Raw genomic sequence first — 21,860 nt, forward strand, 5'->3', positions numbered from 1 at the left:
GGGCCGCGGCCTAGCGGAAGGCTTCGAGTGCTTCCAGGATCATGGCCCGGCTGCGGTCCCTGGAGGCCGCGGCGACGCGCAGGTTGCTCAGCGCGTTGCGGTGGTCGTCCAGGGCGCGGGGGCGGGTCACGTAGTTCGCGCCGTTGATGTGCTCGACGTACGCGAGCTCGCCCGGTCCGCCGTCGCGGAAGGTGAGGTGGGTGATCGGGTAGGGCGGTGCGGCGACGTAGCCCGAGGTCATGTCGAGGATGCGGATGTTGACCTTGGCCCGGTCCCCCGCCTCCAGCAGGTACGTGAGCTGCTCCCGCATCACCCGCGCGTTGCCGCAGCGCCGCTTGAGGACGCCCTCGTCCAGCAGGGCGGTCAGGCGCGGGGCCTCGCCCTCCATGAGGCGCAGCCGGCGCTGGGTGCGCAGCTGGACGACGCGTTCGATCTCCGCGTCGGGGGCGCTGGGCATGACGGCCCTGACCATGTGCCAGGCGTACTCGGGGAGCTGGAGGATGCCGGGTATGACGAGGTTCTCGTAGACGCAGATCTCCTCGGCGTCGCCCTCCAGCTGGATCAGGCGGCGCAGGAAGCCGGGCGTGACGTCGCTGTACTGCTCGTACCACTCGCAGTCCTGGGCGAATTCCAGGAGCCGTTCGATCGTCCGGATCTCCTCCTGGTCCAGGCCGTAGTGCCGGATCAGGTCGTGGACGTCGCGGGCCTTGGGCGGGCTCTCGCCGCGCTCCAGGCGGCTGACCTTCGACACGGAGCTGCGGATCACGGCCGCGACCTCGCGCAGGGTGAGCCCGCGATCCTCCCGGTGCCCTCTGAGTGCCTGCCCCAGCACCCGGCCGGCCGCCGCCCGGCCCGGCTCCCTCCCCAGCGGCAGTACCGGTGCGAGGGAGGCGGGCGGCGGCTCGGAGAGCGGCTCGGGGAAAGCAGGCATGAGAACTCCAGAATGACGAAGACGGGTCCCGGTCATTCAGAATGGAGTGTCAGCTCCTGCCGTTCCAAGCTTTGGCCTACGATATGACCGTCATCCGGTCAGCTCGTCGAATTCCGATCGTTTCGCGCCGTCGAGGAAAGCCCCGATCTCCGCCGCCGTGAACACCAGCGCCGGCCCGTCCGGGAAGCGCGAGTTGCGCACCGCCACACCGCCGCCACCCAGAGCGGCTACTTCCACACAGTTGCCGTTGCCCACACTGGCACTGCTCTTCACCCAGGTCACGCCGGGAATCTCACTCGCCACGACGCCATTGTGTAACTGCATGACCGGACCCCTCCTCGTCGGACGCGCATGATCACGCAATCCCATATGGGATGGCACGACAAGCACTTATGAGAATGCTAGCCAGATGCGTGGTGCGCCGGAGTCCCCCGAAAGGGTTGGGCAGATCGGGCTAAAGGCCGGTGCGCCGTCCGCGCAGCGGCCGGAGGCCTCGTCATAGTCGTCCCTGGCAGCCGCCCGGTTGCCGCCCCGGCCCGTGCGCCTCACGGCCGGGCGGAAGTCTTCGTAGAGGAGCCGGCTCATGCTGAAGCCCACCAGGACCGTTCTCGCCCTGGCCGCCGGAAGTCTGCTGCTCGGCCTGGCCGGGACGGGCATCGCGGTCGCGGACGAGGGTCCCGTGGACGAGCCCGATTACGTGAACGTGGTCGACGACGACCCCGAGTACGAGGACGGCGTCGAGGACGGGACCGAGGACGGCACCGAGGACGGCACCGAGAGCGACGACCCCGTCGTGTACCCCAAGCCCCGGCACGCCCTCGGCAAGGTGATCTCGCGGGGCCCGCTGAAGGTCCGCAGCCGCCCCACCACCCACTCGTACGTCGTGGGCAAGGTGCACCCGCACGAGAAGGTGGCGATCCAGTGCAAGAAGCGCGGTGAGAGCGTCTCCGGCAACAGGATCTGGTACCGCCTGGACGAGCGCCGCAAGGACGGCATGAACGGCGCCCCCAAGGCCGCCGACCGCAAGGGGGGCTGGGTCTCCGCCCGTTACGTCAAGGACATCACCCCGGTGAAGTGGTGCCGCTGACCTGCCGCTGACCTCCGGGTCAGTCCGCCGGGCGGACGGTACGGGGCCCCGCGCACCCGGCGCCGTACGCCCGCACCCGCGCCCGCAGCTCCCGGTCCGCCGTGACCACGACGCACGGGCGCCCCTCGAGGGCCGCCACCAGCTCCACGATCCGGTCGTCACCGCTGCCGGGCGCCGGGTCCACCCGTACACCGGGCACGGACTCGACGCCCCGGGCGGCTCCCTCGACCACGAGGACGATCTCCTCGCCCGCCCCGCGCCGTGCGAGCCGGTCGCGCAGCCGCTCGGCGGCCCCGCGCCGGTCCCGCCACCAGCCGTCGGGGACGGAGCCGACGACGTTGGCCCCGTCCACGATGAGCAGGGGCGTCCGTTCGGTTCCCGACCCGGTCACGGCGCTCAGAAGTCCCCGTAGTTGACCTGCCAGGTGGGCAGGCCCATCCGGCGCCAGACCGCGACCACCCGGTCGCGGTCGTCGAGGGACACCCGCACCGCGTACCGGTCGCGCACGTGCGCGTCGAAGAGCTCGGCCTTCACGACGTCGTCGCGGCGCGTGTCCCCAGCGGCGCGCATCCACAGCTCGTCGTACGGGACTTCGTGCCGCCGCAGCCAGGACTCCGTCTGCGGCCGGTGCTCCTCGCTCCGGCCGGACAGCAGCACGACGACGTCCCCGTCGGCCCGCCGGAAGGCGTCCAGGGCGTGGCGTACCGGCTCGTTCAGCAGGTCGAGTTCGCAGCGCGAGAAGTCGTACGGGCCGCGGTCCCCGGTGAGCGCGAGCGTGCCGTCGATGTCGCACAGCACGGCGGCGGGCAGCTGCGGGTCGGCGACGTAGGGGCGTACCGGCGCCTCGTCGTTGAGCCATTCCGCGGTGAGCCGCCAGCCGCCCTTGGTGGCCTTGGCGTGCTTGTCGGCCAGTATCCGGATGATCTCCTCTCCGACCTGGCGCTCCCGGGCGGCGTCACGGCGCACGCACTCCTCGATGGGCACGCCGGTGAAGTCGTGCACGACGAAGGTCGCTCGTCCGGCGACCGCCGCCTTGAGCCGCTTGGGGATGTGCGAGGTCAGATGGGTGTTGTCGACGACCACGTCGAACCCGTCGTCGACGGCGGCGCGGACCGCGGCGTCCTGGATCGCCAGCACCGTCTGCTCGTGCCGGTAGGAGTGGCCGCGTCCGGGATCGGGCAGGTCGAGCATCTGGCGCAGCTCGTCGAGGTTGACCCGGCGCATGCGGCCGGCGGCCTCCGTCTGGAGGGCGCGCGCGGCCGTCGTCTTGCCCGAGGCCGGCAGTCCCGTCATGACGTGCACCACGGGACGTACCGGTGCCCCGGGCGGGGACGGGGCGAGCTCTTCGGACACGGGTCAGTTCTCCTCGTCGGTGGTGAAGGGGTCGGCCGTCTCCGGCCGGACGGCCCGCCAGGTGGTGAGCTCGGTCGAGCGGCCGTCCAGCCGCAGGAACATGGCCGGGCGGAGCTCCCGGTCGGGGATCTCCCGTACGGCCCGGGCGAAGGCGCCCCGGTCGGAGCTCAGGTGGGCGAGCGCCCGGAAGGCCTCGTCGACGGCCCGCTCGCGCGCGGCGGCCCGCTCCTCGAGGCCGGTGATCACCTCGCGCACCCAGTGGTCGAACTCGTCCGGCACCTGCTCCAGGAGGGCGTCCAGCGGCTTGCCGCCGGAGGCCTCGATGTCGGCGACGGTGCAGTTCAGGCCCTGGGCGAGCTGCTTGGCGGGCAGGCCGGCGAACCGCTGGACGCCGTGGCCGCGCCAGATGTCGCGTTCGGTGACCCCGGTGAGCACCTTGTGCAGGCGTACGTACTCGGCCAGTTTGGCCTTCGCGCGCACGCCGGAGGCGAAGCGCAGGACGAAGCCCTCCGCATCGGTGCCCGTGGCGCGGCCGCCCCCGGGCAGGGTGTTCGACTCGGTGAGCGCGACGAGCTCCGCGAGCGGCATCGCGGGCCAGACCCGGACGACGGAGCCGATCTCCCGCCAGTGCGCGGTGGCTTCGGCGAGGGGCACCTCGGCGCCGTCGTGGCCGAAGGCGGCGAGCAGGACGAGGTCGCGGCGGTCGCCGTAGTTCACGACGATACGGTTCTGCGGGAAGAGGATCTCGGCGAGGTAGGTCACGCCGGGAACCAGGCCCGCGGTGTCGCGCGCGTCGAGGCGCCGCTGCGCCCAGGTCGCCTGGGTGCTGGTGAAGGAGCCCTTGGACGCGACCCGCCAGCGGTCCGCGTAGTGGAAGACGACGGCGAGGCTGCCGTCGACCTTGTCGTACACCTCGAACGGTTCGTCGGGCAGGGCGGGCGCGTAGGGCCGGCCCGACTCGTGCTCGCCGACGTTGAAGAACTTGGGCAGGGGCAGCGCGACGACCGCGCCGGTGGTGTCGTCGGCGACGAGGCCGCGGCAGCGCGTGGTGACCTGGTTCCAGACCTGCTCGTACTGCGCGGTGCGCGTGTACGTGTAGATGGACAGCGGCAGTTCGGGGTGCGGCTTGCGGATCACGTGGCCGGCCTCGATGGCTGCCGCCAGTTCCTGCGGGGGCATCAGGTCGTGAAGAGTCAGGCGGTCCTGGCTCATGGGTTTCCTCCCGGTTCGAGATGGTTCATTCTCGCGTGCGGGAGGGGCGCCCCGGTAGTCGATTATGACTGGCCGCGGGCGCGGCCCAGGTGGTTGATGTCGCGCGGACGCAGGATGCGGGGAGCCGGTTCCGAGGCCGCGGCGGGGGCGGTCGCGGGGGGCGGGGAGGCGACCGCGATCATGGCCCGGCCGATGGCCTCGGTGGTGGTGACGAGGTTCGGCGCGATGCGGCGCAGGACGGGGAAGAGCGGGGCGGTGACGGCGTACGCGGTGCGGTAGAGCCGGGTTTTGGAGGGCATCCCGCTCACGGGCTGGACGATGCCGGGTCGGAACATGTAGGCGTTGAAGGGAAGTTGGAGGAGGTCGTTCTCGGTCTTCCCCTTGACCCTGGCCCACATGGAGCGGCCCCGCTCGGTGCTGTCGGTGCCCTCGCCGGAGACGTAGACGAAGGTCAGGGCGGGGTTCGCGGCGGCCAGGGGGCGGGCCACGGCCAGCGTCAGGTCGTAGGTGACGCGGCGGTAGGCCTCCTCCTTCATGCCGACGGAGGAGACGCCGAGGCAGAAGAAGCAGGCGTCGTAGCCGGGGAGCTCGGCGGTGAGCGCGGAGAGGTCGGCGGGGTCGGGCTGGACGAGTTCACGGAGTTTGGGGTGGCTGACTCCGAGCGGGGTGCGCCCGACCGCGAGGACGCTCTCGACCGCGTCGTCCCGCAGGCACTCGCGCAGGACTCCGCGCCCGATCATTCCGGTTCCGCCGTAGAGGATGACGTTCACGTGCGCAGCCTATGCGGTGCCCGGCGGGCGGGCCGACGTGGCGCGGGGTCAGTGCGAGACGCAGAGCTCGTTGCCCTCGGGGTCGGTGAGGGTGGTCCAGGCGGAGGGGCCCTGGCTGGCCTCGTGGAGGAAGGTGGCGCCCTTGGCGAGGAGCCGTTCGACCAGGGCCTTCGGGTCGTCCTCGCCGGTGCGGACGTCCAGGTGGAGGCGGTTCTTGACGGTCTTGGGCTCCTGGACGAACTGGAAGAGGATGCGCGGCGCGCGCTCCAGGCCCTCGGGGTGGCGGATCCCGGCCCCGGCTTTCCAGACGAGCGTGCCGCGGTGGGTGGTGGTGTCCTCCTCGCGCGCGTGGCCCGCCTCGATGAGCCCGCGGACGAACTTCTCGTCGATGGGTTCCACTTCCCAGCCGAGGGCGTCCGCCCACCAGTCGGCGAGGGCGTGCGGCGCAGGGGAGTCGAAGGTCACCTGGAACGTGTAGGCCATGGAGGAACCTTACTAGGCCGCCTCTACCGCGCGCCGTGGCGGCGGTCCAGGGCCCAGGCCGTGAAGGTGAGCAGCCAGGCGCCGACTGCGATCCACAGCAGGCCCTCCCCCAGCGGGCGCAGCCAGGGCACCGCGGTCGCGGGGGCGGCCGACAGGCAGGCGGTGGCCGTCATGCCGAGGGGGAAGACGGTGGACCAGCGGCGGACGTCGTAGCGCGGGCGGGGGCTGCGTACTTCGGCGGCGAGGAGGACGGCGTACCAGGCGAGGGAGACGGCGAGGGCGAGCAGGGTGGCGGTGCGCAGGGCGGTGTGCGCGGCGCCGGTCCACAGGGGTGAGGCGGTGAGTCCGGTGCCCGCGAGGGCGGTGATGGACAGGGCTCCGCCCGCGACCCAGTGGTCGCCCGCGCCGCTGACCACCTGGCGGAAGTCGAAGCTGCGCAGGGCGAACAGGTAGAGCAGGACGCCGAGGCAGAACCAGGCCAGCGCGGCCCGGGCGAGCGGGTCGAGGTGGTGGGCGTTGGCCAGGGCGGAGGCGAGGACGGCGAGTCCCTGGGTCGCGACGCACACGAGGAAGGCCGCGCCGGGCATGCGGCGCCGCCAGTGCCGTACGACGGTCCACAGGAGTCCGGGCCACAGGACGGCGGCGAGGGCCAGCAAGGCGGCGGCCGTGCGCGGCAGGCCGAGCTGGGCGAGCCGGGTGCCGATCACGGTGGTCGCGGCGACGGCGGTGAGGGCGGCCGGGGTGTCGGCCTCGGCGCGGAAGCGGCCCCGGTCGGCGAGGAGCCGGGCGGTGAAGTCGGCGGCCAGGACGAGCCACAGGGTGACGGCGACGGCCAGGGCGGCCAGCGAGAGCCAGGGGCGGCCGACGAGACCGAGTCCGGCGGAGAGGATGCCGGGGGCCATGACGGCGGCTCCCGCGGCGGGCGGGAGTGCGGCCCACCAGGTGCGGAAGGGTGCGCGGCTCATGCCGCTCAGGTTGGCACGGAAGAGACGTCCCGGGTCACATCACCCCGCGGGTGCGGAACTGGACGCTGATGCGGGGGCCGACGGCGCGGGCCGTCTTGGGGACGGCGTGTTCCATGCTGCGCTGGCAGGAGCCGCCCATCACGACGAGGTCGCCGTGGCCGAGCGGGACGCGCAGGAGGGTGGGGCCGCCGTCGCGGGGGCGCAGGACCAGGTCGCGGGGGTCCCCGACGGAGAGGATGGCGACCATGGTGTCCTCGGTGGCGGAGCGGCCGGTGCGGTCGCCGTGCCAGGCGACGCTGTCGCGGCCGTCGCGGTAGAGGCACAGTCCGGCGGTGGTGAAGGGCTCGCCGAGTTCGGCCGCGTAGTGCCGGCCGAGTGCTTCGCGGGCCTCGGTGAGCGCGGGGTGCGGGAGGGGTTCGCCCTCCCGGTAGTGGGCCAGCAGCCGGGGCACTTCCACGTCCCGGTCGTACATCCGGCGGCGTTCGGCGTACCAGGGCACCTCGGCGGCGAGGTGTTCGAACAGGGCGTCGGCGCCGGTCAGCCAGCCGGGCAGGTGGTCGACCCAGGCCCCGGCCCCGAGCTCGGTCCGCCGGACCGGTGAGAGCGGGCCGAGCCGGATCTCGTCGGTCTGGTCGAAGAGGGAGCCCTGGAGTGCGTGCATGCGTCCACCCTACTCCCGGATCCGAACACCTGCTCGATTTACTGTCCGGGGGAAGGACTGCGGGAGGGCTGGTCCGGGGGCCGCCCGGCGGGGATCATGGACGGACGCCGGGGCCCGCCGGCCGCGCGCCGCCGCACCGTGGCCGCGGCACCCGGGTCCGCCCCTTCCCTTCCAGGAGGTACGTGTGTCCGTCGCGTCGAGTTCTGCGTCCGGGAGCACCGAGGTCCCGCTGCTGCACGAGACGATCGGGGACAACCTCGACCGCACCGTCCGCAGGTTCCCCGACCGCGACGCCCTGGTCGACCGGGCCGCCGGGCGCAGGTGGACGTACGCGGAGCTGGGCGCCGATGTGGACGCCCTCGCCCTCGGGCTGCTGGACCTCGGGATCGTCCGGGGCGACCGGGTGGGGATCTGGGCCCCGAACCGCGCCGAGTGGACGCTCGTCCAGTACGCCACCGCGAAGATGGGGGCGATCCTCGTCACCGTCAACCCGGCGTACCGCACGCACGAGCTGGAGTACGTGCTGAAGCAGTCGGGGATCCGGCTGCTGGTGGCGGCCGAGCGCTTCAAGACCTCCGACTACGCGGCGATGATCGAGGAGGTCCGGCCGCACTGCGCGGAGCTGGAGTTCACCGCCCTGCTGGACGGTCCGCTGTGGAACTCGCTGCTGGAGCGGGGCCGCCAGGGCGATCCGGCGGAACTGGCCCGCGCGCGGGCGGCCCTGCGCCCCGAGGACCCGATCAACATCCAGTACACCTCGGGGACGACCGGCTTCCCCAAAGGGGCGACCCTCTCGCACCACAACATCCTCAACAACGGTTTCTTCGTCGGGGAGTTGTGCGGCTACACCGAGCTGGACCGGGTGTGCGTCCCGGTGCCCTTCTACCACTGCTTCGGCATGGTCATGGGGAACCTGGCCTGTACGAGCCACGGCGCGGCCATGGTGATCCCGGCACCCGCCTTCGACCCGGCGGCCACCCTGGCGGCGGTCGAGGCGGAGGCCTGCACCTCCCTGTACGGGGTCCCGACGATGTTCATCGCGGAACTGGCCGCGCCCGGCTTCGAGGCGTACGACCTGTCCAGCCTGCGGACCGGGATCATGGCGGGCTCGCCCTGTCCGGTGGAGGTGATGACCGAGGTCATCGAGCGGATGGGGATGACCGAGGTGTCGATCTGCTATGGGATGACCGAGACCTCGCCGGTGTCCACGCAGACCCGCGCCGACGACCCGGTCGAGCGGCGGGTCTCCACCGTGGGCCGGGTCGGGCCGCACCTGGAGGTCAAGGTCGTCGACCCGCGGGACGGCCGGACGGTCCCCCGCGGCACCCCGGGCGAGCTGTGCACCCGGGGCTACTCGGTGATGCTCGGCTACTGGGGCGAGCCGGAGAAGACCGCCGAAGCCGTGGACCCGGAGGGCTGGATGCACACCGGCGACCTGGCGGTCATGGACGAGGACGGCTACCTCGCCATCACCGGCCGGATCAAGGACATGGTGATCCGGGGCGGCGAGAACCTCTACCCGCGCGAGATCGAGGAGTTCCTCCACGCCCACCCCGACGTCCTGGACGTACAGGTCATCGGGGTGCCCGACCCGAAGTACGGGGAGGAGCTGATGGCGTGGGTGCGGATGCGGGACGGGGCCGAGCCGCTCACCGCGGAGGCCGTCCGCGCGTACTGCGCGGGCCGGCTCGCCCACTTCAAGATCCCGCGCTACGTCCACGTCGTGGACGAGCTCCCCATGACCGTCACCGGCAAGATCCGCAAGATCGAGATGCGGGCGATGGCGGAGGCCCTGCTGGACCGGCCGTAGGGCGGCGTCGGGGCGAAGGAGAACGCCTCCCGAGGGCGTCGGCGTCAGGGGGCGCGGCGGATGCGGGCGAGGAGCAGGACCGTGTCGTCGGTCGGCGGGTCGGGGAGCAGGCCGGCCAGGATGCGGTCCGCTGCCTCCTCCAACGGGCCCGACGCCTGGGCGAGTTGGCGGCGCAGGGCGTCGAGTCCGGCGTCGATGTCCTGGCCCCGGGTCTCGATGAGGCCGTCGGTGTACAGGGCCAGGACGGCGCCCTCCGGGAGTTCGGTCTCGGTCGAGCGGAAGGGGACACCGCCGACCCCGAGGGGGACGCCCAGGACCTCGCCGAGGGTGTCGACGGTGCCGTCGGGGCGGCGGACCAGGGGCGGGGGGTGGCCGGCGTTCGCGATGCGGGCGCGGCCGGTGCGGGGGTCGTAGAGCAGGCAGAGGCAGGTGGCCAGTTCGATCCCGGACTCCTGGGCGCAGGCGTCGAGTTCGGTGAGCAGGGCCACGGGGTCCAGGGTGTGGCGGGCGACCGCCTTCGCGGTGATGCGCAGCCGGCCCATCGAGGCGGCGGCCGGGACGCCGTGGCCCATCACGTCCCCGACGAGGAGGGCGACCCGCCCGGTGGGCAGGTCGATGACGTCGTACCAGTCGCCGCCGACCTCGGTGGCGCGGCTGCCGGGGAGGTAGCGGTGGGCGACGCTCACGTACGGGCCGGTCGTCAGCGCGCTGGGCAGCAGGGCGCGCTGCAGGGTGAGGGCGATGTCCTGGACGCGGCTGTAGAGGCGGGCGTTGTCCAGGCAGAGGGCGGCGCGGGAGGCGAGTTCACCGGCGAGGCTGAGGTCCTGCCCGGCGAAGGCGGGGCGGGCGGCGGAGCGGCCGAACATGGCGATGCCCTGGATGGTGCCGCGGGCGACGAGCGGGGCCATGAGGATGTCGGCGACGCCGCTGTCGAGGAGCAGCCGGGCGCGGTCGCGGTGGACGACGGTCCGGCTGGTGAACTCCTCGTTCACGGGGACGCACAGCGGGCGGCCGGTGCTCAGCATGCGGTGGATGCTGGAGCCCGGCGGGTACGTCACCCGGTCCAGGCCGCCGACGAGTTCGGGGGCGGGAGGCGGGAGGGTCGTACGGGCCGCGATCCGGTTGGTGACCAGGGGCAGTTCGGGGTCGAAGGCCTCGGCGGGGTTCATCCACTCCACCAGCTCCACGACGGCGCCGTCGCAGAAGTCCGGGACGGCGGCGTCGATCAGTTCGCGGGCGGTGGTGCCCACGTCGAGGGTGGTGCCGATCCGGGCGGCGGCCCGGTCCAGCAGGGCCAGGCGCTGGCGGGCCTCCGTCGCCTCCAGCAGGGCCTGTTCCCGGTCGGTGACGTCGACCATCAGGCCGCCCAGCCCGGGGCGGGTGTCGCCGGCCCCGCTCAGCGGGAAGAGGCTCACCGACCGCACCTGGTCCCGGTCGGGGCGGCCGGGGGTGCGCAGCCCCACGAGGACGCTCACCAGCGGGGCTCCCCCGTCGGCGACCGCGCGCAGCATGCGCTGGAACTCGCCGCCGTCGGAGGTGAGCATGACCTCGGCCGTGCGGCGTCCGAGGTGCTCGCGCAGGGGGACGCCGTCCATGTCGGCCAGGGCCTGGTTGAGGTGGACGTAGCGCAGCTCCTCGTCGAGCATGACCAGGCCGATGGGGCAGGTCTCGAAGAGGGCGTCGAGGAAGGCGAGGTTCGTCTTGACCCGGTCGAGTTCGTCGCCCCTGCTGGCCAGGCCCATGACCACCGGTCCGCCGCTGCTCCCGGCCACCGGGAAGACCCGGAAGCCGCAGTCGAAGACGGTGCCGTCGCGGTGCAGGGCGGGCACCCGGACCCGCCAGTAGCCGAGGGTGCGGGCCTGCTCGGTCAGCCGCGCCGCCGTGTCCGGCGCGTCCGGGGGGAAGAGGTGCGCGGCGGGGCGGGAGAGGGCGGCTTCGGCCGGGTGTCCGAAGAGGTGCTGGGCGCCCGGGCCCCAGTAGCAGACCCGGTCGGCGTCGTCGATGCCGAACACGGCGACGGCCACGTGCTCCAGCAGGGACCCCGGCTCGGACCGGATCGGACCCGGAGCCTGCGCTTCCCCCGGCCGCTCCGATGGCACCACACGCCTCCTCCGCCCGGGGCGCACCGCGTGGCCGCGTGGCCCGTCCGCCCGGGCGGGACGGCGGGCTCCCTCTCATTGTGCGCGTCATCGGCGGGGCGGACATCACGGCGGCCCTGGGGCCGCGGCGCTGCCGAGGGCTCCGTCGGGGCCGGCGACGACCCGGCGGGGGTCGAGGACGATCTGCTGGGGGTGTCCAGCAGTCCGCGGTCTCGATCGCGAGTTCGCTCCCGCAGCCCGTGCAGCGGAGGTTGGCGCCGCCCCCTCCGTCCGGGCCGCAGCAACCGCCGCGGCGGCCCAGATCGTCGATCGGGGCCATGCCGCGGGCGTCCCCGGGGCCGAGGAGCACGCTGCCGCGCGGGCCGGCCTTCGTGCGGAACGGCTGCCCGGCGGGGGTGGGTCCGTAGGAGAAGGCGGAGGGCTCGGGGTCGTAGGCGAAGGAGCCGGGGGCGACGCGCGGCGGGCACTCGCCCTCCGCCTCGTACGGCAGGGGTCCGTCGCGCTCCGGCATCGGTGCTTCTTCGACGTCGGCGGACACCGGGGTGCCGCAGCGGGCGCACTGGAAGACGGTCATGCCCCATCTTCTCCGGCCCGCTGCCCCCGGACCGGTGTTTCTCAGCGGCGGTCGAGCGTCACGTTCGCGGTGATGGTGCCGTCGGTGCCGGAGACGGTGACCGCGTGGCGGACGCCGTCGGAGCCGAGGACGACGGCCAGCCAGGCGCTGCCGCCGCCCTCCTGGGCGACCGCGCGCAGGCCCTCGACCTTGCCGCCCGGTACGGCCGCGGCGGCCTTGTCGGCGGCCTGCCCGATGGCCAGCGACGGCAGCGGCGCCGGGGCCTTGCGGGCGGCGGCTCCGGGGCCGGCCGCCTTCGGGCCGCCCTTGCGCGCCTCGTGGCGCTCGCCCTGGCCGACGGGGCCGCGCCCGGGCCCGTCCTCGAACTTGCGCTCGAGCTTGCGCTCGAAGTTGCCGTCGCCCTTGTGGCCCGGCCCGGGCACGGCGGCGCGGATGCCCCGCTCCCTGGGCCCGTGGTGGTGCTCGGCGACGGCGGCGACCGCCACCCCGCCGCCCACGATCACGGCGGCCGCGCCCACCGCCGCCCAGCGGGCGCCCCGGCTCCGGGGAACCAGGCGGACCAGGCCCGTACGCTTGCGCGCACCGGACTCCGGGGCGGTCTCGGGCTGCTCGGACGACGGGATGGACTCAGACATACGGGTGCTCCTCTGGCGCAACCGGGCACCGCACCCGGTTCGCCCCCGAGCATGCCGAGGCGATGCTGAAGCCCACCTGAAGCCACCTGAAGACCCCTTCAGCCGGCCGCGGACCGGGCCTGAGACCCTGGGCGGCATGCGCGTACTGGTGGTGGAGGACGAACGGCGGCTCGCCGTGGCCCTGCAGCGGGGTCTTCGGTCGGAGGGGTTCACGGTGGACGTGGCCCACGACGGGCCGCAGGGGCTGTGGATGGCCACCGAGCACGACTACGACCTGATCGTGCTGGACATCATGCTGCCCGGCCTCAACGGCTACCGGATCTGCGCCCGGCTGCGCGCCGCCGGCAACGAGGCGGGGATCCTGATGCTCACCGCGAAGGACGGGGAGTACGACGAGGCCGAGGCCCTGGACACCGGTGCGGACGACTTCCTGTCCAAGCCCTTCTCCTACCTCGTGCTGGTCGCCCGGCTCCGCGCACTGGGGCGGCGTACGGGCCGGCGCGGCCCGCAGGTGATGGAGCTCGGCGACCTGCGGATCGACCCGGCGAAGCACGCCTGCTCCCGGGGCGCGACGGAGATACGGCTGACCGCGCGGGAGTTCGCGGTCCTGGAGTACCTGGCCCGGCGGCCCGGCGAGGTGGTGCCCAAGCGGGAGATCCTGGAGCAGGTGTGGGACAGTGCCTTCGCCGGGGACCCCAACGTGGTCGAGGTGCACGTGAGCGCGGTCCGCCGGAAGATCGACGCGCCGTTCGGGCGGGCCGCCCTGGAGACGGTGCGCGGCGTCGGGTACCGGCTGGCGGCCGACGGTGGCTGAGCGCACACTCCCCGGGCAGGACCGGACCCGCGGGCGGATCGCGGGCAGGCTCCCGCGGCGGCTGCGGCGGCTCCCGCTGTGGCCGCCGGTGCGCCGGCTGTGGCCCACCACCGTCCGCGCCCGCGCCACCGTCGGCGCTTGCGTGGTGGTGGCGGCCGCCCTGGCGCTGGCCTCGTTCGCCCTGCTCCAGCTGCTGGAGGCCAACCTGCTGCGCAACGCCGAGCGCGACGCCGAGCAGCAGGCCGCGACCGTGGCGCAGCTGGCGGCCGCCGGTCAGCTCGACCGGATGCGGGCGCCGCTGCACGGGGCCGATTTCGTCCAGGTGGTGAACGCGCGCGGCCGGGTGCTGCGCTCCACCCCGAACCTGGCCGGGGTGCCCTCGATCGCCCCGGTGAGTCCGCCGCGCCCCGGGAAGGTGTTCCACACCTGGCGGGTCCGCCCGCTCGGCGGGGAGCACCGGCAGCGGGTGGTCCAGGTGACCACGGACACCCCGCAGGGCATCGTCACCGTCCTGGTGGGGACCTCGCTGCGCGACGTGGACGCCGCCGACGACACCACCACCGCCGCGCTCGCGGTCGGGGGGCCGCTGCTGCTGGCCACCGTCGGCCTCGTCACGTGGCGGGTGACCGGCCGGGCGCTGGGGCCCGTCGAGGCGATCCGCGCCGAGGTCGCCGAGATCACCGACCGGGACCTGCACCGCCGGGTCCCGGTGCCGCCGACCCGCGACGAGGTCGCCCGGCTGGCCCGGACCATGAACACCACCCTCGACCGGCTGGAGTCCTCCGGGATCCGGCACCGCCAGTTCATCGCCGACGCCTCCCACGAACTGCGCAGTCCCCTCACCGTGCTGCGGACCCAGCTGGAGGTGGCGCTCGCCGTCCGGGACCCGGAGCTGTGGCCCGAGCTGATCGGCGGGGCGATGGAGGACGTCGAACGGCTCCAGCGGCTCTGCTCCGACCTGCTGCTGCTCGCCCGGATCGACGCCGCCCAGCCGGTGGCGGCGGTCCGGCTGGACCTGGGGGCGGTGGTGCGCGACGTGGTGGAGGCGCGCCTGGGCGACCGGGTTCCCGTACGGCTGCGGCTGGCGGAGGGCGTGGAGGTGGCGGGCAGCGAACTGTGGCTGGCCCGGGTGGTCACCAACCTGCTGGACAACGCGCAGCGTTTCGCCGGCCGGCGGGTGGAGGTCGTGCTGCGCACGACCGGCGCGGCGGGGGCGCGGACCGCCGTGCTGGAGGTGACCGACGACGGGCGGGGGGTGCCGCCGGGCGACCGGGAGCGGATCTTCGAACGTTTCACCCGGCTCGACGACTCCCGCAGCCGCGATCACGGCGGCGCCGGGCTGGGCCTGGCCATCGCCCGCGACCTGACGGCCCACCACGGCGGCACCCTCACCGCCGAGGAGGCCCCGGCCGGGGCCCGTCTGGTGGTGAGGCTGCCGGTCCGGTCGGGAGCTTAGGGGCAGCTCAGGCGGGTGTCGCCCGGGTCGGTGGTGCAGGTGTCGGTGCCCATCCCGCCGTTGGCGGTGTCGTTGCCGCTGACGCCGTCGGTGGTGGTCAGGCGGTCGTTGCCGTAGGAGCCGGTGAGGATGTCGTTGCCGGCCTGTCCGTTGAGGGTGTCGTCGCCGAAGCCGCCGTCGACGTTGTCGTTGCCGGGGCCCGCGTGGACGGTGTCGTTGCCGTAGCTCGCGCGGACGGTGTCGTTGCCGCTGAGGGCGCAGATCACGTCGTTGAAGTAGCCCCCGTTCAGGGTGTCCGCGCCGCTGGTGCCGATGATCGTGCAGCCGCGCGCGTTGTTGACGGTGGTGGTCCAGGTCGCGGTGTTGTTGGCGGTGGCCGGGTCCGTCTGGGTGGCGGCGGCCGTGGCCCGGTCGGTCAGGGTGCCCGTGGCCCGGGGTTCGGCGACGAGCGTCACCGTGGTCTGGGCGCCGGGTGCGAGGGAGCCCAGGGCGCAGTTGGCGCTGGTGGCGGTGAGGGTGCAGGTGCCCTGGGCGGGCGTGGCGGACAGGAGGGAGGAGGCGGGCCCGGTCAGGGTGTCGGTGAGGGTGACCCCGGTGGCCGCCGTCGTGGTGCTCGTGTTCTTCACCGTCACGGTGTAGGTGGCCTGGTCGCCGATGCTGACGGTGGTGGTTCCGGTCTTGGTGACCGACAGGTCCACGGTGGTCGGCGGCGGCGGTTCGATGCCCCCGCCGCCCAGGTAGCGGGCCACGGCGCGGTCGGCGCTGAAGCTGATGGCCTCGCCGGCGAGGCCGGCGGCGAGGATCTTGCCGTCCGTCTGCAGGGCCACGGACGTGGCCTGGTCGTCGACGCCGCCGAAGTCGGTGGTCAGGCGGCCGTCGCCGTCGAAGCCGAGGTCCGGGCTGCCGTTGGTGTTGTACCGCGCCAGCGCGAAGTCGGTCGCGTAGGAGCCGGCCGCGACGATCCTGCCGTCGGACTGCAGCGCCACGTCCGCCGCGCCGCCGTTCTCGGGCCCGAAGTTGGTGGTCACCCGGCCGTCGCCGTCGAAGGTCGGGTCGAAGGCGCCGTTGGCGGTGAAACGGGCCAGTGCGAACTGGTTGCCCGCGACGCCCGCGGCGACGATCCTGCCGTCGGGCTGCAGGGCCACGCCCCGGGCGTAGTTTCCGAAGCCGGTGGTCACCTTGCCGTCACCGTCGAAGGTCGCGTCAAGGCTGCCGTCGGTGTTGTAACGGGCCAGCGCGAAGCCGGAGGAGGTGCCGGCCGCGACGATCCTGCCGTCGGACTGCAGCGCCAGGTCGTTGACCCCGCAGCAGCCGGCGCTCCCGAAGTCGGTGATCACGAACCCGTCGCCGTCGAAGCTCGGGTCCAGGGCTCCGGTGGAGGTGAGGCGTGCCACCGTCCAGCGTCCGAAGCTGCTCCCGCCGAGGACGAGCGCGCCGTTCGGCTGCACCACGACAGCCAGGGCGGTCTCGATCGCGTCGACGTCGATGTCCGTGAGCGCCTTGCCGCCGTCGCCGTAGCTGGTGTCCAGGGTGCCGTCGGTGTTGTAGCGGGCCGACGCCCACGTGCCGTAGCCGCCCCAGTTGGTGGAACCCCCGACCGCGACGATCTTGCCGTCGGGCTGCAGGGTCAGGGCCCGTGCCTCGTCGTTGTTGATGTCGAAGTCGGTGTTGACGATTCCGTCGCCGCCGAAGGTCGTGTCCAGGCTGCCGTCGGTGTTGTAGCGCACCAGGACGAAGTCGCCCGAGGTCTCGTCGAAGTAGCCGTCGCCGACCGTGACGATCTTTCCGTCCGGCTGCACGACCATGCCCGCGATGTTCTCGAAGCCGGTCACGTTCGTGACGACCTTGCCGTCACCGCTGAACGCGGGGTCCAGGTCGCCGGGGGCGGCCGTCGCCACTCCGGGCAGGCCCAGGACGAGCGCCAGCCCGGCGGCGGTCACGGCGCCGGTGCGCCAGGCCCGGCGCCGTGGGGAAGAGAGGGGCATGGGGCGATCACTCCATCTGTCGGTCCGCTTCCTGGGCGCCCCCACCTTTCTGGTACGCGGGCACCGGCCGCGTCACGGCCGCGCCGGTCTGCGCCCCACTGGACCCCTGCGTTTAACCCCTGAGGGGGACCGGGGCCCTGGCCCTCAGGCGCCTATGTCGCGGCTGCGGAGGTCCTCCAGGGTTTCGCGGCGGACGAGGAGGCGGGCCGTGCCCTCGTGGACGGCGACGACCGGCGGGCGGCCCACGAGGTTGTAGCCGGAGGCCATGGACAGCTGGTAGGCGCCCGCGACGGGGACGGCGAGCAGGTCGCCGGGCCTGATGTCGCCGGGCAGCGGTACGTCGGCGGCGAGGATGTCGCCCGCCTCGCAGTGCCGCCCGACGACCGTGGTCGTACGGGGCGGGGCGCCGGGGGTGCGGCCGACGAGGCGGGGTGCGTAGCGGACCCCGTAGAGCGCGGGGCGCGGGTTGTCGCTCATGCCGCCGTCGACGGCCACGAACACCCGGTCGCCCGTCTGCTTGACGGCCAGGACCCGGTAGACGGCCACGCCGGCCGGTCCGGCGACGGCCCGGCCGGGTTCGACGAGGAGCCGGGGCTCGGGCAGCCGGGCGGCGGCGCAGCTGCGGGACAGTTCGGTCCGTACCGCGCGGGCGAGGGCGGGGAGGTCGAGGGCCGGTTCCCCCGGGCGGTAGGCGATGCCGTGGCCGCCGCCGAGGTCGAGCTCGGGGAGGGTGTGGCCGTGGGTGTCGCGGATGCGGGCCATGAGGCCCACCATGCGGCGTACGGCGGCCGTGTAGGGGGCGGTGTCGGTGATCTGGGAGCCGATGTGGCAGTGCAGGCCGGTGAGTTCGAGCTGCGGCTGGCGCAGGACGCGGGTGACGGCGTGCTGCGCGGAGCCGTCCTGGAGGGACAGGCCGAACTTCTGGTCGTCGGTGCCGGTGCGGATCTTCTCGTGTCCTCCGGCCGACACGCCGGGCACCACGCGCACCATCACCTGCTGCCGTCCCGAGGGGCCGACGGCGGCGGCGATCCGGGCGATCTCGGACGGGCTGTCGATGACGATGCGGCCGACGCCGAGCCGCAGGGCCGTAGCGAGGTCGCGCGGGGACTTGGCGTTGCCGTGCAGGACGGTCCGCTCGGGCGGGAAGCCGGCGGTGACGGCGAGTTCGAGCTCGCCGGCCGAGCAGACGTCGAGGCCGAGGCCCTCCTCGTCGATCCAGCGCACCATGGCGCGGGAGAGGAAGGCCTTGGCGGCGTACAGCACTTCGGCGTCGGGGAAGGCCTGCCGGTAGGCGCGGCAGCGGGCGCGCACCTCGGCCTCGTCCAGGACGTAGGCCGGGGTGTCGAAGCGCTCGGCGATCTCCGTGAGCGGTACGCCGCCCACGGCCAGGCCGCCGTGCGGGAGGCGGGCGGTGGAGGCGGGCCAGACGCGCAGGTCGTCCCCGTCGGCGGCGGCCTCCGGGGCGGTGGCGGTGGTGAGGGTCATGGCCGTCTCCCCTCAGGCGGTCCGTACGGCGGGCTCGGGCGCCGGCACCGGGGTGACGGCGGGGGCCGACAGCGCCGGGTCGACGGTGAGCAGCCGTACGCCGAGCGGCGCGGCCAGGGCGCGCAGCGCGGTCTCGGAGAGCCGGATCCAGGGCTGTGCGGCGCCCAGGGTGGCCGTCAGGGGTTCCGTGCCGGTGAAGCCGACGGCGGTCCGCTCGCCGAGGGGTGTGCGGAACAGCCGGATCGCGGTGACCGGTCCTCCCGGCCGGACGGGCACGTACAGGAGTCCGGCCGGGACCGGTTCCTCGGGTTCGGGGTCGTCGGCGTACTGGAACAGGCACATGGGGGTCCTCCTGGACGCGGGCCGCGGCCGGAGGGCCCGGCCGGGGCTGGGCCGTCTCCCCCGGATCCTGCCTGACCCGGAAGAGACGGCCTGGGTCGAAGCTATGCCCGGTGCGGGGCCGTGCGCGCCGTCCCCTGACGGGACCTTGACGGCCGGGCCGCCGGTCCGTACGGATCGCTGACGGAAGGTCCACCCGGACGGGTGGCCGGAGCCCTGCCCGCGTGTTGATCGGGTCGTACGACTCGTATGCGCGGCCGGGGCGGGGGTGTTGTCCCCCCGCCCCGGCCGGCGGGGGTGTCAGCCGTCGGTCGGCGTGACCTCGGCGCGTACCCGCCGGGCCGCCGCCACCAGGTTCTCCAGGGAGGCGCGGGTTTCGGGCCAGCCGCGGGTCTTCAGGCCGCAGTCCGGGTTCACCCAGAGCCGTTCGGCCCCGATCGCCGCGAGTCCCTCGCGGAGCAGGGCGGCCGCCCCGTCGACGGAGGGCACGCGCGGGGAGTGGATGTCCCACACGCCCGGTCCGGCTTCGCGCGGGTAGCCGTGCGCGGCGAGTTCGCGTGCGACCTGCATGTGGGAGCGGGCCGCCTCCAGGCTGATGACGTCGGCGTCGAGGTCGTCGATGGCCTGGACGATGTCCCCGAACTCCGCGTAGCACATGTGGGTGTGGATCTGGGTGTCCGGACGGACCCCGCCGGTGGTGAGGCGGAAGGACTCGGTGGCCCAGGCCAGGTAGTCGGCGTGTCCGGCGGCGCGCAGCGGCAGGGTCTCGCGCAGTGCCGGTTCGTCGACCTGGATGACCGGGGTACCCGCCGCTTCGAGGTCGTGGACCTCGTCGCGCAGGGCGAGTCCGACCTGCCGGGCGGTCTCGGCGAGGGGCTGGTCGTCGCGTACGAAGGACCAGGCGAGCATGGTGACGGGGCCGGTCAGCATGCCCTTGACCGGCTTGGAGGTCTGCGCCTGGGCGTACGCCGTCCAGCGGACGGTCATCGGTTCGGGGCGGGAGATGTCCCCGGCCAGGACCGGCGGGCGAACGTAGCGGGTGCCGTAGGACTGGACCCAGCCGTGCTGGGTGGCGAGGTAGCCCGTCAGCTGTTCGGCGAAGTACTGGACCATGTCGTTGCGTTCGGGTTCGCCGTGCACGAGGACGTCGACGCCGGTCTTCTCCTGGAAGGCGAGCACCTCGCGGATCTCGGCCTCGATGCGCTCCTCGTACCCGGCGGTGTCGATGCGGCCGGCCCGCAGGTCGGCGCGGGCCACGCGCAGCTCGTCGGTCTGCGGGAAGGACCCGATGGTGGTGGTGGGCAGGGGCGGCAGCCCCAGGCGGGTCCGCTGGGCGGCGGCGCGGGCGGGGTGGGGCAGGGAGCGGCGGGCGTCGGCGTCGGTGATCGCGGCGGTGCGGGCGCGGACGGCCGGGTCGTGGGTGAGCGGGGACGCGGCGCGGGACGCCAGGTCGGCGCGGTTGGCGGCGAGTTCGGCGGCGATCGTGTCGGTCCCGCGGGCGAGTCCGCGGGCCAGGGTGGTGATCTCGGTGGTCTTCTGGCGGGCGAAGGCGAGCCAGCGCCGGATCTGCGGGTCGATGTCTCGCTCGGCGTCGGCGTCCAGGGGGACGTGCAGCAGCGAGCAGGACGCGGCGACGTCGACGCGGTCGGCGAGGCCGAGCAGGGTGGCGAGGGTGGTCAGTGACTTCTGGTGGTCGTTGATCCAGATGTTGCGGCCGTCGACCACGCCGGCGACCAGGCGCTTGCCGGGGAGGCCGCCGACGGCCGCGAGGTCGGCGAGGTTCGCGGCGGCGGGCCCGGTGAAGTCCAGGGCGAGTCCCTCGACGGGGGCCTTGGCGAGGACGGGCAGGGCCTCGCCGAGCCGGTCGAAGTAGGAGGCGACGAGGAGCTTCGGGCGTTCGGTCAGGGCGCCGAGCTCCCGGTAGGTGCGGGCGGCGGCGTTCAGTTCGGCGGGGGTGCGGTCCTGGACGAGGGCGGGCTCGTCGAGCTGGACCCACTCGGCACCGGCGGCCCGCAGGTCGGCCAGCACCTGCGCGTAGACCGGGAGCAGCCGGTCGAGGAGGGTCAGCGGTTCGAAGTCGGCGGCGACGCCCGGGGCGGGCTTGGCCAGGAGCAGGTAGGTCACCGGGCCGACCAGTACGGGCCGGGCCGCGTGCCCCGAGGAGAGCGCCTCCTGGAGTTCGGCGACCTGCCGGGTGGAGTCGGCGGTGAAGACGGTGCCGGGGCCGAGTTCGGGGACCAGGTAGTGGTAGTTGGTGTCGAACCACTTGGTCATCTCCAGCGGGGCCACGTCCTGGGTGCCGCGGGCCATCGCGAAGTAGCCGTCCAGGGCGTCCGCTTCGACGGCGGCCCGGTGGCGGGCCGGGATCGCGCCGACCATGAGGGTGGTGTCCAGGACGTGGTCGTAGTACGAGAAGTCGCCGGTGGGGACCTCGGTGATGCCGGCCTCGGCCAGCTGGGACCGGTTGGCCCGGCGCAGTTCGCGGGCGGTGTCCCGGAGGGCTTCGGCGCTGACGCGGCCCTTCCAGTAGCCCTCGATCGCCTTCTTCAGTTCGCGGTTCGGTCCCTGGCGGGGGTAGCCGTACACGGTGGCCCGTACTGCCGCGGCTGCGGACTGGGTGGTCATGGAACTCTCCTTCGCGAGCGTGTCTCCATGGACCCGGTGGGGTCGAGGGCGCGAAGGGGTGCAGCGGCGGGCGGACCGCCGGATTCGCGTACGTCCTTACGGGTACGCGACGGGGAGGATCCGCCTGAGGTGCACGCCGACCCGCCCACGAGGTCACCGGGAAGCCGTGCGCGGTCGATCGCGCACGGGCAACGGGCAGGTCTTCGGACTCGCGGGCACGCCGGCCTCCTGAGGAGGCGGCACCTACTGGCCGTCGCTTCCCAGGACCGGTTCCGGTCCCAGTGCGTATGACGGCGGTCGTTCCCGCTCACCGCTGCGGGGCAGTCCCGGATTCCCACCGGGTTCCCTCTTACGACGCATCCCGCCTGGCGGACGGGGCGAACCAGCTGCGGGTCCAGACTAGGCGGCCCGGACGGCGGGCGGGCAAGTCCATCTCGCATACCGGACGCGGGCATGAGACGCGAACACGCTGCAGGGGCAACGGACATGGGACAGGACACGAGACACGGCGCGGGTGCGGCGACACCACTCGCCGTACCCGCGCCGTGTTCACCCGCCCCCGGCGCACCCTCGGCC

At 73.8% G+C, this 21,860-nt stretch carries 19 protein-coding genes and 1 riboswitch; of the genes, 4 read left to right on the top strand and 15 right to left on the bottom strand.

Features of this window, described 5'->3' with window-relative positions; all coding sequences use genetic code 11:
* Nucleotides 1–10: 10 nt before the first annotated feature.
* Both OOK31_RS02615 and OOK31_RS02620 read right to left on the bottom strand, forming a co-directional pair.
* Nucleotides 11–931, bottom strand: coding sequence for a helix-turn-helix transcriptional regulator (locus OOK31_RS02615; protein WP_267010672.1), 921 nt, complete (start codon nt 929–931; stop codon nt 11–13).
* A gap of 90 nt (nt 932–1,021) precedes the next feature.
* Complete coding sequence (locus tag OOK31_RS02620) at nt 1,022–1,255, bottom strand: DUF397 domain-containing protein (RefSeq protein ID WP_267010673.1); 234 nt, start codon at nt 1,253–1,255, stop codon at nt 1,022–1,024.
* 259 nt (nt 1,256–1,514) lie between these two features.
* Here OOK31_RS02620 and OOK31_RS02625 point away from each other — a divergent pair, with 259 nt between their 5' ends.
* Complete coding sequence (locus tag OOK31_RS02625) at nt 1,515–2,018, top strand: SH3 domain-containing protein (protein ID WP_267010674.1); 504 nt, start codon at nt 1,515–1,517, stop codon at nt 2,016–2,018.
* A 19-nt stretch (nt 2,019–2,037) separates the two neighbouring features.
* Here the strand turns inward: OOK31_RS02625 and OOK31_RS02630 are convergent, their stop codons facing one another.
* The 7 genes from OOK31_RS02630 to OOK31_RS02660 form a co-directional block, all read right to left on the bottom strand.
* Nucleotides 2,038–2,409, bottom strand: a complete 372-nt coding sequence (locus tag OOK31_RS02630; RefSeq protein ID WP_267010675.1) for an NTP pyrophosphohydrolase — start codon at nt 2,407–2,409, stop codon at nt 2,038–2,040.
* A gap of 5 nt (nt 2,410–2,414) precedes the next feature.
* Nucleotides 2,415–3,371, bottom strand: a complete 957-nt coding sequence (locus OOK31_RS02635) for an AAA family ATPase (RefSeq protein ID WP_267010676.1) — start codon at nt 3,369–3,371, stop codon at nt 2,415–2,417.
* Nucleotides 3,372–3,374: 3 nt separating this feature from the next.
* Complete coding sequence (locus OOK31_RS02640) at nt 3,375–4,583, bottom strand: RNA ligase (RefSeq protein ID WP_267010677.1); 1,209 nt, start codon at nt 4,581–4,583, stop codon at nt 3,375–3,377.
* 62 nt (nt 4,584–4,645) lie between these two features.
* Nucleotides 4,646–5,353 carry an epimerase gene (locus tag OOK31_RS02645; RefSeq protein WP_267010678.1) on the bottom strand — a complete coding sequence of 236 codons (708 nt, stop codon included), beginning with the start codon at nt 5,351–5,353 and terminating at the stop codon, nt 4,646–4,648.
* A 48-nt stretch (nt 5,354–5,401) separates the two neighbouring features.
* The gene (locus OOK31_RS02650) at nt 5,402–5,836 is read right to left on the bottom strand and encodes a VOC family protein (RefSeq protein ID WP_267010679.1); all 435 of its coding nucleotides are present in this window, start codon (nt 5,834–5,836) and stop codon (nt 5,402–5,404) included.
* A 23-nt stretch (nt 5,837–5,859) separates the two neighbouring features.
* Nucleotides 5,860–6,801, bottom strand: coding sequence for a tellurite resistance/C4-dicarboxylate transporter family protein (locus OOK31_RS02655; protein WP_267010680.1), 942 nt, complete (start codon nt 6,799–6,801; stop codon nt 5,860–5,862).
* 34 nt (nt 6,802–6,835) lie between these two features.
* Complete coding sequence (locus tag OOK31_RS02660; protein WP_267010681.1) at nt 6,836–7,462, bottom strand: alpha-ketoglutarate-dependent dioxygenase AlkB; 627 nt, start codon at nt 7,460–7,462, stop codon at nt 6,836–6,838.
* A 184-nt stretch (nt 7,463–7,646) separates the two neighbouring features.
* Here OOK31_RS02660 and OOK31_RS02665 point away from each other — a divergent pair, with 184 nt between their 5' ends.
* Nucleotides 7,647–9,272, top strand: coding sequence for an AMP-binding protein (locus OOK31_RS02665; RefSeq protein ID WP_267010682.1), 1,626 nt, complete (start codon nt 7,647–7,649; stop codon nt 9,270–9,272).
* 44 nt (nt 9,273–9,316) lie between these two features.
* Here OOK31_RS02665 and OOK31_RS02670 read toward each other — a convergent pair whose 3' ends face one another.
* Both OOK31_RS02670 and OOK31_RS02675 read right to left on the bottom strand, forming a co-directional pair.
* Complete coding sequence (locus tag OOK31_RS02670; protein ID WP_267010683.1) at nt 9,317–11,371, bottom strand: SpoIIE family protein phosphatase; 2,055 nt, start codon at nt 11,369–11,371, stop codon at nt 9,317–9,319.
* A 615-nt stretch (nt 11,372–11,986) separates the two neighbouring features.
* The gene (locus OOK31_RS02675; protein ID WP_267010684.1) at nt 11,987–12,580 is read right to left on the bottom strand and encodes a hypothetical protein; all 594 of its coding nucleotides are present in this window, start codon (nt 12,578–12,580) and stop codon (nt 11,987–11,989) included.
* 136 nt (nt 12,581–12,716) lie between these two features.
* On the opposite strand from OOK31_RS02675, the gene OOK31_RS02680 reads away from it, so the two are divergent.
* Both OOK31_RS02680 and OOK31_RS02685 read left to right on the top strand, forming a co-directional pair.
* A complete protein-coding gene (locus tag OOK31_RS02680) occupies nt 12,717–13,394 on the top strand; it encodes a response regulator transcription factor (protein WP_267010685.1) in 678 nt (225 codons plus the stop codon).
* A gap of 88 nt (nt 13,395–13,482) precedes the next feature.
* On the top strand, nt 13,483–14,850 hold the full coding sequence (locus OOK31_RS02685; RefSeq protein WP_267011807.1) for a cell wall metabolism sensor histidine kinase WalK: 1,368 nt from the start codon (nt 13,483–13,485) through the stop codon (nt 14,848–14,850).
* On the opposite strand, the gene OOK31_RS02690 is transcribed toward OOK31_RS02685, so the two are convergent.
* The 4 genes from OOK31_RS02690 to metE form a co-directional block, all read right to left on the bottom strand.
* Nucleotides 14,847–16,835 carry a calcium-binding protein gene (locus OOK31_RS02690; RefSeq protein WP_267010686.1) on the bottom strand — a complete coding sequence of 663 codons (1,989 nt, stop codon included), beginning with the start codon at nt 16,833–16,835 and terminating at the stop codon, nt 14,847–14,849. The genes OOK31_RS02685 and OOK31_RS02690 overlap by 4 nt on opposite strands.
* Before the next feature lie 144 nt (nt 16,836–16,979).
* Nucleotides 16,980–18,320: a diaminopimelate decarboxylase gene (gene lysA / locus OOK31_RS02695; protein WP_267010687.1), complete on the bottom strand. Its 1,341-nt coding sequence runs from the start codon at nt 18,318–18,320 to the stop codon at nt 16,980–16,982.
* A 12-nt stretch (nt 18,321–18,332) separates the two neighbouring features.
* On the bottom strand, nt 18,333–18,662 hold the full coding sequence (locus OOK31_RS02700) for an SAV_915 family protein (RefSeq protein ID WP_267010688.1): 330 nt from the start codon (nt 18,660–18,662) through the stop codon (nt 18,333–18,335).
* Between the two features lie 297 nt (nt 18,663–18,959).
* A complete protein-coding gene (metE, locus tag OOK31_RS02705; protein WP_267010689.1) occupies nt 18,960–21,284 on the bottom strand; it encodes a 5-methyltetrahydropteroyltriglutamate--homocysteine S-methyltransferase in 2,325 nt (774 codons plus the stop codon).
* 176 nt (nt 21,285–21,460) lie between these two features.
* Nucleotides 21,461–21,686, bottom strand: a riboswitch (cobalamin riboswitch).
* Nucleotides 21,687–21,860 lie beyond the last annotated feature (174 nt).

This window comes from Streptomyces sp. NBC_00249, from assembly GCF_026342355.1.
Lineage (GTDB): Bacteria > Actinomycetota > Actinomycetes > Streptomycetales > Streptomycetaceae > Streptomyces.